Source organism: Bartonella tribocorum (genome assembly GCF_002778015.1).
GTDB lineage: Bacteria > Pseudomonadota > Alphaproteobacteria > Rhizobiales > Rhizobiaceae > Bartonella > Bartonella tribocorum_B.
Genome location: NZ_NJPP01000038.1, coordinates 1 through 15,653, shown reverse-complemented (window position 1 = coordinate 15,653; position 15,653 = coordinate 1). Strand labels below are relative to the sequence as shown.

The 15,653-nt window shown below is 39.1% G+C and carries 12 protein-coding genes; 2 read left to right on the top strand and 10 right to left on the bottom strand.

Annotated features, from left to right (window positions below; translation table 11 throughout):
• Nucleotides 1-151: 151 nt before the first annotated feature.
• Both CEV08_RS08130 and CEV08_RS08125 read left to right on the top strand, forming a co-directional pair.
• The gene (locus CEV08_RS08130; protein WP_100131137.1) at nt 152-523 is read left to right on the top strand and encodes a hypothetical protein; all 372 of its coding nucleotides are present in this window, start codon (nt 152-154) and stop codon (nt 521-523) included.
• Between the two features lie 43 nt (nt 524-566).
• Nucleotides 567-1,010: a hypothetical protein gene (locus tag CEV08_RS08125; RefSeq protein WP_180753575.1), complete on the top strand. Its 444-nt coding sequence runs from the start codon at nt 567-569 to the stop codon at nt 1,008-1,010.
• A gap of 679 nt (nt 1,011-1,689) precedes the next feature.
• Here the strand turns inward: CEV08_RS08125 and CEV08_RS08120 are convergent.
• From CEV08_RS08120 to CEV08_RS08065, 10 genes are all read right to left on the bottom strand, one after another.
• Nucleotides 1,690-2,439, bottom strand: a complete 750-nt coding sequence (locus CEV08_RS08120) for a DUF4167 domain-containing protein (protein ID WP_100131135.1) — start codon at nt 2,437-2,439, stop codon at nt 1,690-1,692.
• Between the two features lie 1,888 nt (nt 2,440-4,327).
• Entirely contained in the window at nt 4,328-4,771 is a 444-nt protein-coding gene (locus CEV08_RS08115) for a hypothetical protein (RefSeq protein ID WP_100131134.1), read from the bottom strand.
• A gap of 1,801 nt (nt 4,772-6,572) precedes the next feature.
• A complete protein-coding gene (locus CEV08_RS08105; protein ID WP_143434467.1) occupies nt 6,573-6,800 on the bottom strand; it encodes a hypothetical protein in 228 nt (75 codons plus the stop codon).
• Between the two features lie 36 nt (nt 6,801-6,836).
• Nucleotides 6,837-7,064 (bottom strand): hypothetical protein, encoded by a 228-nt coding sequence (locus CEV08_RS08100; RefSeq protein WP_100131131.1) that lies wholly within the window; start codon nt 7,062-7,064, stop codon nt 6,837-6,839.
• Nucleotides 7,065-8,579: 1,515 nt separating this feature from the next.
• Nucleotides 8,580-9,584: a phage tail protein gene (locus tag CEV08_RS08090; protein ID WP_100131129.1), complete on the bottom strand. Its 1,005-nt coding sequence runs from the start codon at nt 9,582-9,584 to the stop codon at nt 8,580-8,582.
• Nucleotides 9,581-10,723 carry a tail fiber domain-containing protein gene (locus CEV08_RS08085; protein ID WP_100131128.1) on the bottom strand — a complete coding sequence of 381 codons (1,143 nt, stop codon included), beginning with the start codon at nt 10,721-10,723 and terminating at the stop codon, nt 9,581-9,583. Before CEV08_RS08085 ends, CEV08_RS08090 begins: the two co-directional genes overlap by 4 nt.
• Entirely contained in the window at nt 10,720-11,172 is a 453-nt protein-coding gene (locus tag CEV08_RS08080) for a hypothetical protein (RefSeq protein ID WP_180753574.1), read from the bottom strand. The genes CEV08_RS08085 and CEV08_RS08080 overlap by 4 nt, the downstream gene beginning before the upstream one ends.
• 351 nt (nt 11,173-11,523) lie before the next feature.
• On the bottom strand, nt 11,524-12,987 hold the full coding sequence (locus tag CEV08_RS08075) for a hypothetical protein (protein ID WP_100131127.1): 1,464 nt from the start codon (nt 12,985-12,987) through the stop codon (nt 11,524-11,526).
• A gap of 539 nt (nt 12,988-13,526) precedes the next feature.
• Nucleotides 13,527-14,222 carry a hypothetical protein gene (locus tag CEV08_RS08070; RefSeq protein ID WP_100131139.1) on the bottom strand — a complete coding sequence of 232 codons (696 nt, stop codon included), beginning with the start codon at nt 14,220-14,222 and terminating at the stop codon, nt 13,527-13,529.
• Between the two features lie 88 nt (nt 14,223-14,310).
• The gene (locus CEV08_RS08065; RefSeq protein WP_100131138.1) at nt 14,311-15,429 is read right to left on the bottom strand and encodes a N4-gp56 family major capsid protein; all 1,119 of its coding nucleotides are present in this window, start codon (nt 15,427-15,429) and stop codon (nt 14,311-14,313) included.
• Nucleotides 15,430-15,653 lie beyond the last annotated feature (224 nt).

Below are 15,653 nucleotides of genomic sequence, written 5' to 3'. Positions count from 1 at the left end.
CCCCTTGGACCCCCTTGGAACCCCTTGGAACCCCTTGGAACCCCTTGGAACCCCTTGGAACCCAAAAACTTTAAAAACGTTTAACAATGAAGAAGCCCTAGGCTGACAAATTGGCGTTTACGCTGTCAACCCATTATTTGGAAAAAATTTTATGAATCCCCTTGTTTTTATTCTCTTATTGGTTTCATGCACAGATGATTTTAACCATTGCTATTCGAACAATACAATGGCTAAAATCTACCCAACAGCTCAAGCCTGTGAACAAGCCATGGTGCCATCCATAAAAAAATCTACCTTTTATGGACAACAAATTTTTGCCCAATGCATAAACATATACCCCAATGTACATCAACAAACAGTAAAATTAATTTGGTCTGTAACAAACCACGGAAATTTTCTGCTCAAAAGCCAAAATGTCAATGACAAAATATCGACAACCACACCCCACAAAGAAGAAATTTTACCAACATTGCTTCCTCTTCTGCGTTCTGCTTCTACAAACCTCTTGCACAAAAAACTTTAAAAGCATAAACCCATCATATCTCAAAAAATAACCAAGAGAAGACATGATGGATAATAAGCCAATGCAATCTTCAAAAGACCATCTAGAACAAAATCCTCTGCCCCAAGATCTCCCCTTAGACCCCGCTGTAGAACGGGTGAGAAAAAAACTAATGGGTTTAATGATTATTTCCGTTTTAATAACGCTCTTCCTCATTCTGACCGTACTGTTTTTAATCGTTTATAAAGTTACAACGGGATCAGCGCCAAAACAAACAGAGCTCTCTTCCTCCCACAGCAAAAATCCACACGTTATCCACCATACACTCTCTCTACCGAAAAAAACACAGATTTTGTCGCAAAGCCTCTCAGAACACAATATTGTTCTGAAGATTTTAACCCCTGAGGGACAAACAAAATTTATGATTTACAATTATCATACCGGTGCGCTGATTTCCGTTCTTTCTATTGAAACAATAGAAGAAATATCAGCGGCTATGCTTCATTAACAAGCCAACATCACTCACCTATACAGCATTTTTGAAACTTAAATTTTCCCTAACTTAAAGGATCATACATACGACTTGAGTGATGGCGCATTTGAATGAGGATTGAGAATTTCTCTTTTCTCCGTCTCCGCTCACCTCATCAAGATAAAGAGGCAACCTTTCAGTCAATGCATTCCCATTCTTAAAAAAATGCATATTGCCCATAAAAACTCAAAGCATGAAAACTTAAAAGAAAGTGCAAAAAGCCGCACGATAACACATCATGATACCAACAGCCCTACCAGCGTTTACACAGCATTCTCGAGGTGTTTACACATTTTCTTCGGCTTCAAGATTGACCACGCGGCGGCGGCGCGTTTTTCTCTGTATCCCTTCATTTAAGTCCCAGCAAAGAAGAAACCTCTTCTATTGATGTTGATGCCTTTCCAACTTTAGAGCTTTCTGCTGTTATCAGTGAAAGCTCAAGGGCCGCTTTGCTTTAAGTCCTTAAAAGTTACACTGCCGAGAAGAACGACGTGCTTTCTTCAAAGAAATAACCCTCTCCTATCACCGCCCTATTGGCGATATTGCCCATAAAAACTCAAAGCATGAAAACTCAAAAGAAAGTGCAAAAAGCCGCACGATAACACATCATGATACCAACAGCCCCAATAGTGTTTACACAGCATTCTCGAGGTGTTTACACATTTTCTTCGGCTTCAAGATTGACCACGCGGCGGCGGCGCGTTTTTCTCTGTATCCCTTCATTTAATCCAGGCAAAGAAGAAACCTCTTCTATTGATGTTGATGCCTTTCCAACTTTAGAGCTTTCTGCTGTTATCAGTGAAAGCTCAAGGGCCGCTTCATCTTGAGTCCTTACAGTACGCCGACGAGGAGAACGACGTGTTTTCTTAACAGGTTGTTCCACATTTTCTTCAGAGCGACAGCGCTCTTGATCGGTTTTTTCATCCGACAGAGCCTCTAAAGCATTTTCACGCGCATCCCCATTTTGGGCCTTGGCATATGGACCATGGCCATTTTTTTGCGATTGTGTCTGCGATGCATTTATATCACACTCGCCAGCGTCTGTCTTTTCACCTTCAGGATTTATTTCAGCGCATTCTTGCTCGTTATTTTCATCACCACGATTTTCATCACGTCGAGCCGATTGGGACATTTGTCCAGCCGCCGACAGAATAATACGCAAATAGTGCTCGGCATGTTGTAAATAGTTCTCCGACATAACGCGATCACCCGCACCTTGCGCATCACGCGCAAGACTTATGTATTTATCGGCAATTTGCTGAGCATTTCCGCGAATTTTGACATCCGGACCGCTACTTTCATAATTGCGAGATAACGGGCTAGGACCGCGACGATTATTATTATTGTTATTACCATTATTGTTATTATTGCGACCGCGTACCCGTCTATTTTGTTGTGGCCTCATATTTATCCCTTTTTGGAGTGTGTGTCTTAATTGACTCTTCTTCATTGCATTATTTTTCGATAATGCTGATCATGTTTAACATACGGCTATCAAGCTATCCGCGTCTTATTTCACTCAAACGAACCCTACTGATATTGATAAAAGCATATATTTTCTTGAAAATCACAAAACAGCAGGGAAATCACCAATCAAGAAATCCCTATTTCCCTGTCAACTAGCAGGAATCTAGTGATATTCATATAAAATGCCAAGTGTTTTTTTAAATAAACCGTGTTTTTTTTTAAATAAACCATATTTCACTAAAAAAATAATTATCTTGTGGAAAACAAAAAAGAGAACAGACGTACAACACGCCTGACAAATAAAAAACTTCTACCCGCGAACATGGGAAGCCTCTTTTTTGCCCTAAAACCACCTTTTTCTCTAAAACCACCGCTCCTAAAAACGCCGATATTCCTTCCCCCAGTGCCTTGAATTCATAAGCACTCCCACTTCTAACGAGTCACTCGTGTGAACTTCTTTATTTTATGATATATAGCCTCTCTTCACCGCTAAAGCAACCCCCTTGGGAGCGATAATCCACCATCGCTTCACAAAAGCTCTTAACTCTTATAGATAGATTAATATGAACTATTCTTCAAGCCCTATAATCAACAAAAGACCTCTCTTCTTTCTCAAACATGCCAACAATCCTCTCAATTTCTATTTTAATCCTCTAGATTTTTGAGTTAATGGATTTTTAAGTTAATCACACCTCTTCATTGACAAAAAGTTGAGCCTAAGAGCCAACAATTATCAAATTATAAAAAACGATCAACATGTTACACTTCTTTAAAAATCTAATTCTTCTCACAAAATTTATCCTCTCAAAGTCTATCAATAAGAATAGCATAACGCATTTACTCTCTTCATTCTTGTCTCATAAAGAAAGCTGGAAGCTATAAAACAAGCCCCATTTACGAACTCAATAGAATGCTTTACGCATGAAGAAAGTTTAAAAGTTATCTCCTCTCAAAAAAAGAAATGTTTTTACTCAGTTTTGTCATACCTATTGACTTAAAATCGCCTTCAAAGGACGAGGATTCATTATCCACACGGGATCGTCAACACTCTGAACTTTTTCCAATTCATACAACGAATTGATTTATAAAGATTATTCATCTTTTTTTGTGTGGAGTAAGAAACCTTCGTACCGTAGGATTTTTTCATCCTCAATCTATTTGCTGTTGAATTAAAATCATGTTTTGCACATTATATGCAAAAAGAGTTAGATACAGAGTAAAGGCGATAAAAAAGATTAGAAATGCCTCTTATGAACCATCTCTAAAGCTCAAAGGCTGCGCACAACACTGGGGGCTCGCAAAATATATGAGAATGCCGGCTTACACTTTTATGCAACGTTATAAGCATTATACACCTCAGTTATAAGCGTTATACACCTTAAGAGTAGGACTTATACCATTCACAGAGCCCCTTCGCAATAAGCTTGAGAGAGAGAGCTTGTTACAATATTGTGATGTAGGCTGAAAAAGTGGATAAAAGCAACAGCATGCCTTTTGATCAAACTTAAAGAAAATAGAGCTATCCTATAAGTTTTATACCCTTCATGGAGACCCTTTTATACCATTCGCGGAACCCATTGCGAAATAAGTTTCCCACACTGATTATTTCTCTTAAAGCTTAAGAACGCAATAAATTCTTCTGAAACTTCGCCACACACACACCCCACACACTTCTAGAGAAATATCCATGCCTTATGCGAGCACACCTTAAATGGGACAGTGTGATACAAAATAAATACATTCTATTAGTATAGAGGCAAAGAGCAATGAGGCGTTTTTTATCTTTGCATCAAAATTCGCATTTTTTTAACTTTCCGTGTAACACCTTAAAAGTAATTGCGTATTTTGCCTTTTTCACTTTCTTTTTCATTGAGAAAACAGTCCCGTAAGAGAAAATAATTTCCATCCCCCGGTCGTACCATTGTCAAACATTGTTTTTTTGCAGTATCAGAAAGCTTATCCCATATTTCACGAATAGCAAAATAGGCCTCACTTTCCAAATTAAGGCAATGCTGATAAACTTCTCTTTTTATATCAGGCATTACGGAAGCAGAAATTTCCCTGCAATACACGCGCATATCAAAAACAGGAATCACCAATTCGACAGGTGCTTGTTGTGTTATTTTTTTATCAGAAGAAAAATAACCAACCGCCTTTACAATAACAAAACACAAAATCGCGATACAAAAGAGTATCATGCACACAAAAGCAATCTTGCGATATAATCTTTTGAAATAAGCCTTTTGTCTTGCGCGGATTCTTTTTTCCATAAAGACGATACCTTTTAAACATCCCAAGAGAAGCTTTTTACAGCAAAAAACAATAAAAATATCTTTTTACACAATACAGGGTATAACAGCAAACGATCAATAGTCTTAAAGACTGTTTTTCTCTCTATTCTTAAATATTTCTACTATTTTTTTTATCCTATAAAATTCTTATGAAAAACCTTCCCCCTTTATGAAAAAAAAAACGCGATTATAGTTTTTTCCCAAACTTAAAAGACAAAGACTCTTCCTCCATGCCAATCTATAAACAATACATCTTTGTTAAGACGCATCCTATTGATTTATAAAGAATACTCATTATTTTGCATGTTGAATGAGAGGTCCGAAATCGTAAGATTTTCTTAATTTTCAAACCTTTTTGATATTGTATGAACTAGAACTATATCTTTTGCACGTCACAAGCGATGAAGTTAGAGTGAAACGATCCAAGAAAGGCATACATCTTATGAACCGTGCTAAAGGCTTATCAAAAACATTGGGACTGGAAAAGTAGATAAAAGCACCAGCAAGCCCTTTGATGAAACGTAAAGAAAGTATCCTATCGGTTTTTTACCCTTCAGAAAGGACGGATACCATCCACAGAGCCCCTTGCGAAAGGTGCTTGAGAGAAGGGTGACTCTTTTTAAGCTTGTCGAAAACATTGAAAGATGGACAAATATATTTAAGAGCGTTCAGTTTTACGAGAGGCGCATGATCTCAAAAAGACACCTGATCAAAAAAAGTGTGAGGCATCATCTTTGTTATGTAAACAAATATTGATTTTTTAAAAGTCATAAAACAGAAAGATGATAGGATAGATAAAAGCTATTGTTCCCCTTTTACATTCTTCCTAAATGAGATTTTCTTGCCATTTCAGCGATTACACAAACAGAGATACATCAGTGCTTAGCTGTCATAAAACCCGTTCTTTTATACTTTTAAAAATGGATTTTCTTGACTTTCGTGCACCCCTCAAAAGACGAAAATTTCAAAACCCAATCTGATTGATCAATCATTCTAGCAAATTCGCTTTTGCTTTTCCGCATGAGCTTTCCCTAAAACGCGACAAATCAGCTTTTTTCTTCAATATTCAGCACGCCCTTTAAAAATATCCCTTGTATCAAGAAGCCTCTTACAAGAAAGAAAGGCATACCTTATACCATTACATAACACCTCAAAGGGCAGTATTTTACGGCATAAGCAGGATAAGACAAATAAACAAACGCTCCTTGTCCACCATTGTCTGATAGAAAACAAGAGCAACCTAAGCCTGCTCCACCCGCCCCTTTCTCTTCCTTATAAAGAAAAAACATAACAATACGCATTTTGCTTTTATCGGTATTTTTCTCGACGTTAATCCTTTGGCAATCAAAAATTATGAGATTTTCAGCCAACCCAAATGACCACAAATTAATATTTTTTTATTTAGAAGAACACAAAAACAGCAAATTTTTTATAGATTAAAAACCATGCCATGCTTTATTCACAAGATTTTTCAAATTGTTGCAAGAACTTTTCTCTTTATTCAAACTTCTTTTGCCATTGATTTCTGCTTGAGTAAGGCATCTTCCTCTGAGGGCTTTAAAAACTTATCCTTCAACTTTCAATATGCGCCCTCATCTCTCTAACAACTTGTGATCAGCTTTCCTGCAAAAACCCTTCTTTTTTGACAAAGTTTTTACATTTTTTAAACGTCTCAAACGCAGAACAATTCCAAACTTCACCGAAAATATAAATAAGATTTATCTCATCTATAGTTTTAACACATGCATATTGTTATGATTTGTTATGATCATTTTCTTCTTTATTTTTTCTTAAAAAAAGAAGAAGTACCTCTAGAAGCCCCAATCTTAATGTTGTGATCAGCATTCGTGTATAATTCTGGTCCCTTCATTGATGTAAATTCTGAGACAGCAGAGCTATCGTTCATTTCTGTTTCCTTATGCATTGTAATAAATGGCGAAACAAGTTTATCCATATCCAGAGATGGTTTTATTTTAATTTCTGAGGCATTCATCTGCGTTTCTGGCAAGGTTATTCCCCCGCTTACAATACTGTTCACATTGCTTTAATCATCTTCCTTTGCGTTTTTTTTCTGTTTGAGATTAGCAAGATCAAGCGTATTTAACTTTTTTTCTAACGCATCCATGCGTTTTGAAATTTTTGTCATATCTTCATATGCTTTTTTCAACAATGCGTTTAAAGGAGCATGTCCCATTCTTCCGCTGGCATAAAGAACCACACGAATACATTCCGGATCATCAATATCAGCAATAGAAAATGGAAAAAGTGCCATTATATCCCCCTTTTTGGACAGCCCTATTGAGCATTTGAGTATTGTTTTCATTGCATGGCTTTTGCAAACCTAAAGGCAAAACCGCAAACCTAAAGGCAAAACCGCAAACCTAAAGGCAAAACCGCAAACCTAAAGGCAAAACCGCAAACCTAAAGGCAAAACCGCAAACCTAAAGGCAAAACCGCAAACCTAAAGGCAAAACCGCAAACCTAAAGGCAACCATATCAAAGGCTTTTGAAAAAAATTGCCTTAACAAAAATTTTTACAAGGTATTTTTTAGATTATATTCTGTTTTCCACCTAAAATGATGACTTTACCACTTGCTCCCCCAAAATGCATAATGACTTTGCATGTTTTATCGACTTCCCCCAAAGAATAAAACCAACCCCATCGATCTTTACCCCTCCACTAATATTTAAACCTCTCGCTCGTATTTAAACAATGCCAATCTATCAACAACAGTCTATAAACAATCCGGTGTCTTAGTCTCGCGGATTCCACTGAAGGCTTCTCCCCTCAAATGCTCTATATTGCTACAACTCAAAGGAGGGGATTTCATGAGGCTCTACAAGCAAACTCTGCTTTTAAAATATGCACACCGCACGCATAAAGTTTTAACTGCCCCTCAAACAATAATATTACACAATGAGATAAACGATAACCTTACGAATTTTCTCGTCTCACGCTCATCTTGTTTCAAGAAATTGCCTAATAAATTACAAAATGACATTTGCCAAAGAAGAGCTCAAAAGTGCATCACGCGTTACAATAAACAGCCCACCTGCTTTTACAAACAGATTGCTCATTTTGAAAGCAATGAACGCTTTTTGCCTACATATTTGCCAAAAGAGGGAAGGTTCTATTTCACCTTCCCCCGCTTTAAAGAAACATATTCGTTGACTTCTTTTCGCCACCTCAAGGGACGAAGATTCATTCTAAAACCCACATCAGTCGTGTATAAACAATCCACCTGCTCTTAAGTGCATTCTACCAGCTCAATCACTCATATGTTTCACTTGTATGAAAGCTCTATAAACTCTATCCTCTGAACATTCGCTACTGTTTTAAATCCTTAATGAATCAAGCTATCTGACGAGATATCATCCACCTTCAATGACAGTGCGTTACAGCATAAGAAGATAAAATGATCCATGGGCTTTTGGTCATCGCCCACAAATACTTTAAACTTGGCACTCTAAACCGAGCCGCCTTAACAAGGTATCACGACACCAACAAGATCAAGAAAATTGAGATAAAATTTTTTTCAACAACAAACTCTATGAATAAAGGTAGATTTTTTTCTTTAAGCACCTATCTTCAATGATCACTGTCTGCCTTGATCGTCTAAAGAACAATAGGCAAACGTGATCTTTAAAGCTGTGCAAAAAGTGAAATCATAAAGAAGGTTCATTTTTTCAGGAGCCTCTCTAGGCTTTCTGCATGACATATTCAATAAGGCTTTTTTTCATAACAAACATTTTGCAAACATTTTTTTCTCTCGAAAAGCTTTCATTCTCAGGCTTTGACAGCATAAACCACCGCCATATTGACAGGGCGTGTTTCATCTCCCCCTGTTTTTTGCAATAAGACCTTATGTTCATGCTCTCCCGCAGCCTCTGTCAACCAATCATCTCTGAGCATTACAACTGCATAGTTGTTATAGCTACCCCAACCATACTTTAGAACATAGTTTTCAAACTTTGGATAACTATGCTGGTGTTTACCTGTCGAATCTGTTTTTCCTTCATGGGTATGAGACTTAAAAGACTCTTCTTGTCGACTTCCCAAGAGGCGTCCTTTATCAATGTCTTTTCCACTATCGAGCCCTCGTAAAAACATTCCCCGCAAATCGGGAACATTGAATGTTGTTTTCCCATCTCCTTTTCCCCATGTTTCCCCCAGAACAGCAAAAAGATTGGCATAGTTTTTTCGTGAATATTCTTTACCATCACACAGCAACCACCCAGAGGGTATTTTTTCGCTAGCAAAAGTCCCAATAAATCCAGAGGAAAAAGATTCCGGCAAAGGAGGAAAGGGGGGAATTTCAGGAAGTTTTATGGTAGGATTGGTTAAAAACCAGCCATCAGCATTTTTTCCAGCAATATCAAACGTATAGACAATTTCATAAAGCCCCCCCTTTTGTATTTCTCCCCCTTTTAAAGGCACAATCCCCTCTGGCGTTGCCATATAAGTTGGTTTTGGAGGCAACTGATTTAAAGAAACATTTGTTATTCCGCTATTGACGCCTTGTGCTTTAAAGCGCACAACAATGCCATCCATATAAGTCTCAAAAAAAGACTTTGTTGCCAAACGAAGTGATGTTCTCTTGTTCTCCCGATCAACCGTAAACTGCGTTTCAATCCCGCCCCCATTATCCAACAAATATTCTTTGATGCGTTGCATCATAACGCGAGCACTATCATTGACTGAACTTGGTGGTTGCCCTTCAGCCCAGTTTATATTTTCATCGACATAAGCATTTTCTGATGCGATGATTGACCAATCATAAATCGAACTCATAGAAGATACTCTTTTTGCAAAAAGGAAAAACGTGCAAAGAACCAAGAAAAGAAAGCCGCAATTTTATTTTTAGATGCCAGTTTATTTTCATATGTGGGCATTTTTTCCATTCTCAGGCCTATTTTGTCATAATCAACATGCAATAATTTTGTTTTTGTATTGATAAAAACAGCTTCAGGCTTTATACGCAACACATCTTGCGCCAGCACGCCCTGATAACGTTGTGGATTTCCTTTATAATTAAAGCTATAAAGTGGATATCCTTTTTTCTTTCCGACAGGGATAATATTTTCTTTTGCTCTCACATCACAAAGCCCTAAAATTCCTCCGACCAATCCCAGCACTTTCTGCGCATCACTCAACGGATCTTTAGTTACAGAAGGTATTATCGTAGATTTTCCTGAAGTTGTTCCATAATTTCCCGCAGCCTGTGTTCCGACCTGTAACAAGCGTTCCAATCGGTTCCAATCTTGATTATCTTTTTCCGACCATTTTTGGCGCTCAGCATCTAAGATATTTTGACGGTTTATATCTTGGATCATTCCGCCTTTTAGAGCATTTCCTTGCACATTACTCTGTCCTTGATAATATGCATTTGCCGCATTAACTTGATCATGCTGAGAGCGATCAATCATCTGGTTTGCGTTCATCATATTGTTAACATCTTGATTATATTGCTGTGCTGCAGCATTTGTTGCCAAGGCGCCTAACTCATCAGCAAGCACGCCGGTATGAGCCCCAGAACCATAGCGTCCTGCGCCCGACATCGACTGATTAATCGCATCGGAAGTTTTATTCAGAGCATTTTGCAATGCCGTATTAAATTTACTATTGCTTCCAATCCAATTCCCCTTCGCCATACTGGAAAGATTTGCAGTACTGTTGGTTGGTGCATTTAACCACTGTGTTACCACAGGATTGTTATAAAGCCCTGCGGTTTGTTGTAGGCCGGCCAGCGCATTTTTTGTCATATCGCTAAGACCAGCAACGCGCTCTCCTTGATAAACGTTTCCGCCAATTCCTTTATTATAAAGCCCAAGCGCGTCAGCACTGGTTTGTTTAAGAATATCCGCCGCCCAAGCGGGAGGTGCATTTGTTTGTGTTGTTGTCTGCACTTGAGGTGTTTTTTTTCTACTCATGACCCCAGAACCTTTCTATATTGAATAAGATTACGAGAATAACCGTGATGGGCGAGCTTTTTCGCCCATCCAGTTCTTCCAAACATGTGTATTTCTTCAGCGTTGATTTTTCGCGCCCATTTTTCGACCTCATCAATCAATTTGACCAATTTCAGTCCTCCCTCTCCCGCAAGATCTGAGAGAACGACGCATTTTTTCCCTGTATGGGCACTTTCAACTTTGGTTATTGCAAAAGCACTAAATTGGATTTTATTTTTTAAGACCAGCCACAATTGTGCTTGTCCTGTTGCGATTTCTTCAGCAATTTTTTCCAAACAAACATCATCCGGAAAGCGCTGTGCATATTTTTTAAATGCCCCATTGAGTGCCTCTTGATAAAGCGCTATTTTTTCCCATGACCATTGCTCTGTCAGATGAGCAGAATACAAATCTTGACGATCGTGCCTCATGATTTTAGCTCTCTTAACTTTGTCACGCACATCCTCCCTTGCGGATTTCATACGCATTCCATGCTTCCCCCACCTTTCAAAAGCAGCAACCGAAAAGCCCCCATTATATCCCCCATCATTCCCCCTAAGCACCCCCTTGTCACACGATAAGAGAGCAGCTTTTTCATAAAAAACCGTAGTGCAAACTTTTCAAATCATAAGGAAACATCAACCCCGCCTTATTCCTTTGAGGACAAGGACATAGTGTATCGCAATGTATCCTTCGATTATCACGGCATAGTTTATCGCATATATCTTTTGATGCTTATGGCTTGGCTTATCGCATATGTCTTTTGATTATTATGGCTTGGCTTATCGCATGCCGGCCGGCGTCAATTCCACATCAAATCCCGTGACATGAGACCAATTCATTCCCTCCGGAATGCGCAATTTAAAACGATAAAACCGTGCTCTTGCACGACAATGAATTTGTCCGGTATTATGAGAAGGCTGTTTTTCTGGCAACCAAACGGTTTCTTCCTCAAGAGATTGTCGAAAGCGCATTCCCACAGACAAATAAAAATTTCCACTATTGACTTGAGGCATAATATTTTTTACCCGTGTTATCATGCCATTTGTCTGCCCCATTTCTTGTGATGTCACCACACAAGCCATAGGAGAACCAGAGAATGAACCAAGTCTTCCCTGTTGATCAAATGCCCCTAAAATAGGCGATTCATTTTTCCAAGCTTTACTATCGAGAGAAAAGGACAAATCATCAATATTCTTAACTACAAAATCAAGACCTTCTAGAGTTGTTCCCGTCAAGAAAATGGGTAAGATCATTTTGATATCCACAAGTGCTTTTGTCCATTTTTGCAGTCCCCAATCATAAATGAGCAAGATACGTTTATGGAGGCTTTCATCGGTATCCACCATCCAATAAACACGATTATACACCCCATCGATCGCCGCAGACAGAGTATACAGATTACTCTGTCTTGATTTTGCGGTCATGGTTCGATCCACTTTTTCAAAGCCAATGGGTATAATCTGTCCGTCATTGGTTATTTGATAAAAACCGCCCTCATCAGCAAAGAATGCCAAGTCTCCGCGACAAACAATCGATTCAGCATTTTTTGCCCCTCGTTTATCGTGGATTTTTTGGAAACTAAAAATAATTTTAGAGCCAGGGATAAAAGAACCGGCATAGATTGCAGAACGCATAAAGATAATTGGATTTGTTGTTTCTGTTGCCCCTTGCACGAAACCGCCATCAGGAAAATCTTGATAATCACAGCTTTTTTTCCCCACGGTCCAAAATTCTGCGTCATTCAATCCAGACCAATGAACCCGTCTTGGATGCTCAGTTAATTTCATCAAACAAACGAAATCTCCCCAGACGCGAACGATCCCTGCTTGTGGTGGATTTCCTCCTAAATTTCTAAATGTTTTATCATGAATAATATCGATCACTTGTGGTTTATCATTGGCATTGACCGCAATGATAAAATCACCAAACAAAGCAAAAGACCACGGCGCATCAACATTAGCCAGATAAGCCTTTCCTTTTTGGCTAATATCTTTCCACTTCATTGTTGTATTATCCAGCAAGAAGATTTTTTCTCTTGTCCCAACAATAATAGAAACTCCATTTTTTGTTTTAACCGCAAGAGCGCCTAAAATTGGCTCAGGACATGGCTCTGACAAAGGTTCAAAACTTGGCATAGGGATATAAGAGCCATCAGCCGGAAGTACATTGACAAGTTCATCGGTAAAAATTCCATTAATATCCGCCACATCAGGTCGATAATCAGCGATTGGAAAAAAAGCCATCAAGACCCCCATAAAATGTTTGAAGAGCCTAGTGCCAAAACACCAAGGCTTGCTCATTAAAATCACAAAAGCCCTTAAAATTCTAAGAGCACAAAATTCTAGTAAACACACAACCAAAAGTTGATACACACATCATAGCAAGCCCACTCCCCCTACCAGTGCCCAACCACAATCAACCGCCAACACGCTTTAATGCCAGCAGCAACCCAAACGATTGAAAAAAAGCCATAAAGAGCCCCATAAGATACCCCATGAGATATCTTAAGACCCTAAGCCACCAAGGCTTGCTCATTGAAACCACCCCCCTAGAACAAAACTCTAAGGGCACAAAATTCTAGGAAATATACAATCTAAAGTTGATACATTCAAAGCAATCAACACCCCCATGGCTTCCTTCAAGCCCCACCCCTCAATGTGAATATTGTCCTCAGCACCAATTAAGACACCAACACAAATTCAGTTGCCAAAGCTAATCGAGGCATAAGCACGACTCTCGTCTTTAATACCAATCTTCAGCCATCAACAATTGAAAAAAGTTTTTAAAAATTCATTGGGCGAATTTTTGAGGAACCTTTTCGGCGTGATGTTTCGATACGCAAAGCTTGAAGCTGTTCTTGAAAATCTCTAAAAGAAACGGCGGCATATTCAGGATCCTTGAGGATATTTTTATAAAGTTCATATTTTACCCGTGCTTTAATGAGATCAAAAGCATAAATCAACCAAGGATTGTTGTCCTCTTTCAGCTGTTCATCGCTAACATAAACAGGAGCATAAGAAAGCTGTACGTCTTCAACATTTTCTGGTGTTGGAAAGAGTCCTATTTTTTGATCAAGGCACGTATAAAAGAATGGCGTTCCTAACGCGGGATGCATACCATATTGTTGATGCAACACTTCAATGGGCTTAAAGAACAACTTTGTTGGTGTTTTGTCCTTAGTTGCTAAAAAGACGTCCTCCAAGCCTTTTTCTGATTCAATAAAAACGCCTTCTTCTTGTCCATACCATGTTTTCTCACTTTGTGTTTTGAACGTGCTTTTTCTCCTTTTATTAAAGAAAAAGGGTTCGCGTTCACACAAACGCAAAGCCGTAACAATTGAATCTTGAATTTGCTGGGAATATTCAGCTGTTGTATCGTCAATTTCATCTTGAATAAGTGCGACCATAGAAGCAAAAGTTTGCGATCGGTCTGACTGTGTAAAATCGCGATTGTTAGGATCACTGGATAAAGCGTTCATAAGCATCATAGTCCTTTTTCTGTATGAAGCATTTTAAATTTTTCCCCCAACAGAGAGTTCTGTTGGGGAAAGTAAGCAAGCATTTGCTTTAAGCAGGCGCTCCATAAGTTGGGATGACAATCGTTCCAAAATCCTGCACCCCTTGCGTACTTCCAGGCAAGGTAAAGCACGTTTTTTTCATCCCAATAATGGTTTTTGCCGCAACCCCGAATTCTCTTTCATAATCGAAGAGCTCTTCCACCAATTTATAGCGTGTTGCGCCTCGATCTTTCCCAAAAGCGATCACAGCACTTTGCGCGCCAAGCAGCACAGCACGACGCACATTAGGGACAGCTTTATTTGCTGTTCCAGACTCGACCCCTTCGGTAATATGTTCAGCTTCGCGTAAAACGACACCATTATACATGCCCAAAGAACCATCATAGAGCGGATTTTTGATACGGCTTCCACTATAGATTGCCTTAGTAATGTCGAGCCATTGTCCGGCATCTGTATTGGTACGCAATTGTGTCACTTGGGTTGGATGAAGATAAAGGACATAGACATTTTCGCCATCGATCCGCACGGGTCTAATTTTAGGATTTGCCAATTTAGCCCGTTCAACAGCTTTATCGATCAGTTTGAGATTAAACACATCGTTTTCTTTTAAATCTTCATCTTTTGTTTTATCTTGAGGACGCACAACGCGTTTATTAGTTGGCGCCGTTGGGGCATTAAAACCATAATGGACAGGTTTGAGAGTAATGGAGCGTCCCTCAAAGCTAATTGATTTTGCGGTATATCCGCAAACTTGAATGAAGAACATCATACTGAGGCGATCCGCATACCAATCAACTAAACCATTTTTTGCCTCAGTACGCAAATCGTGGAGAATACGTTGCTGATCAATGGTGCCCTCATTTTTGACACGCACCGCATGAACGAGTTCATTAATTGCCAAGCGATCATTGAGAAACTGTAAAGCTTCTTCATTTCCTTCTAATGTCTGCCCTTCACTAACCCCATCGCCGAGCAACTGAACACGCAAATTAAAGCTAATGGCATCCCCACTTGCTTTCGTGGTTTCGTCCTTTAATTGTACGATACTGTTTGAATCATTTCCAATCAACGGTGCGATTGGGATTGCTTTTGAGACTTCTTGGTTTAAGAGTTTAGACCATGTGCGCACTGCCATTGGGTCATTGAGTCCGATATAAGTTACAGTCATTTTATCCTCGAAAAGTTTATTGACATAAAAAAACCCAGCAAAGCGCCAGGCACTCAAAACACCACATTTGATTTCAAATGGTGCAAAGGTTGTTCGTGTATTTTGTTTCTGTTAGCGTCTGCCTCCCCCTCTCCCGCTCATAAGAGCTCTCCTCAGCACATCTGTGCTTTGAGAAATCCGCTCCTCCTCCCACGCTCTCTCACATGTCCCCCCCCCCCAAAAAC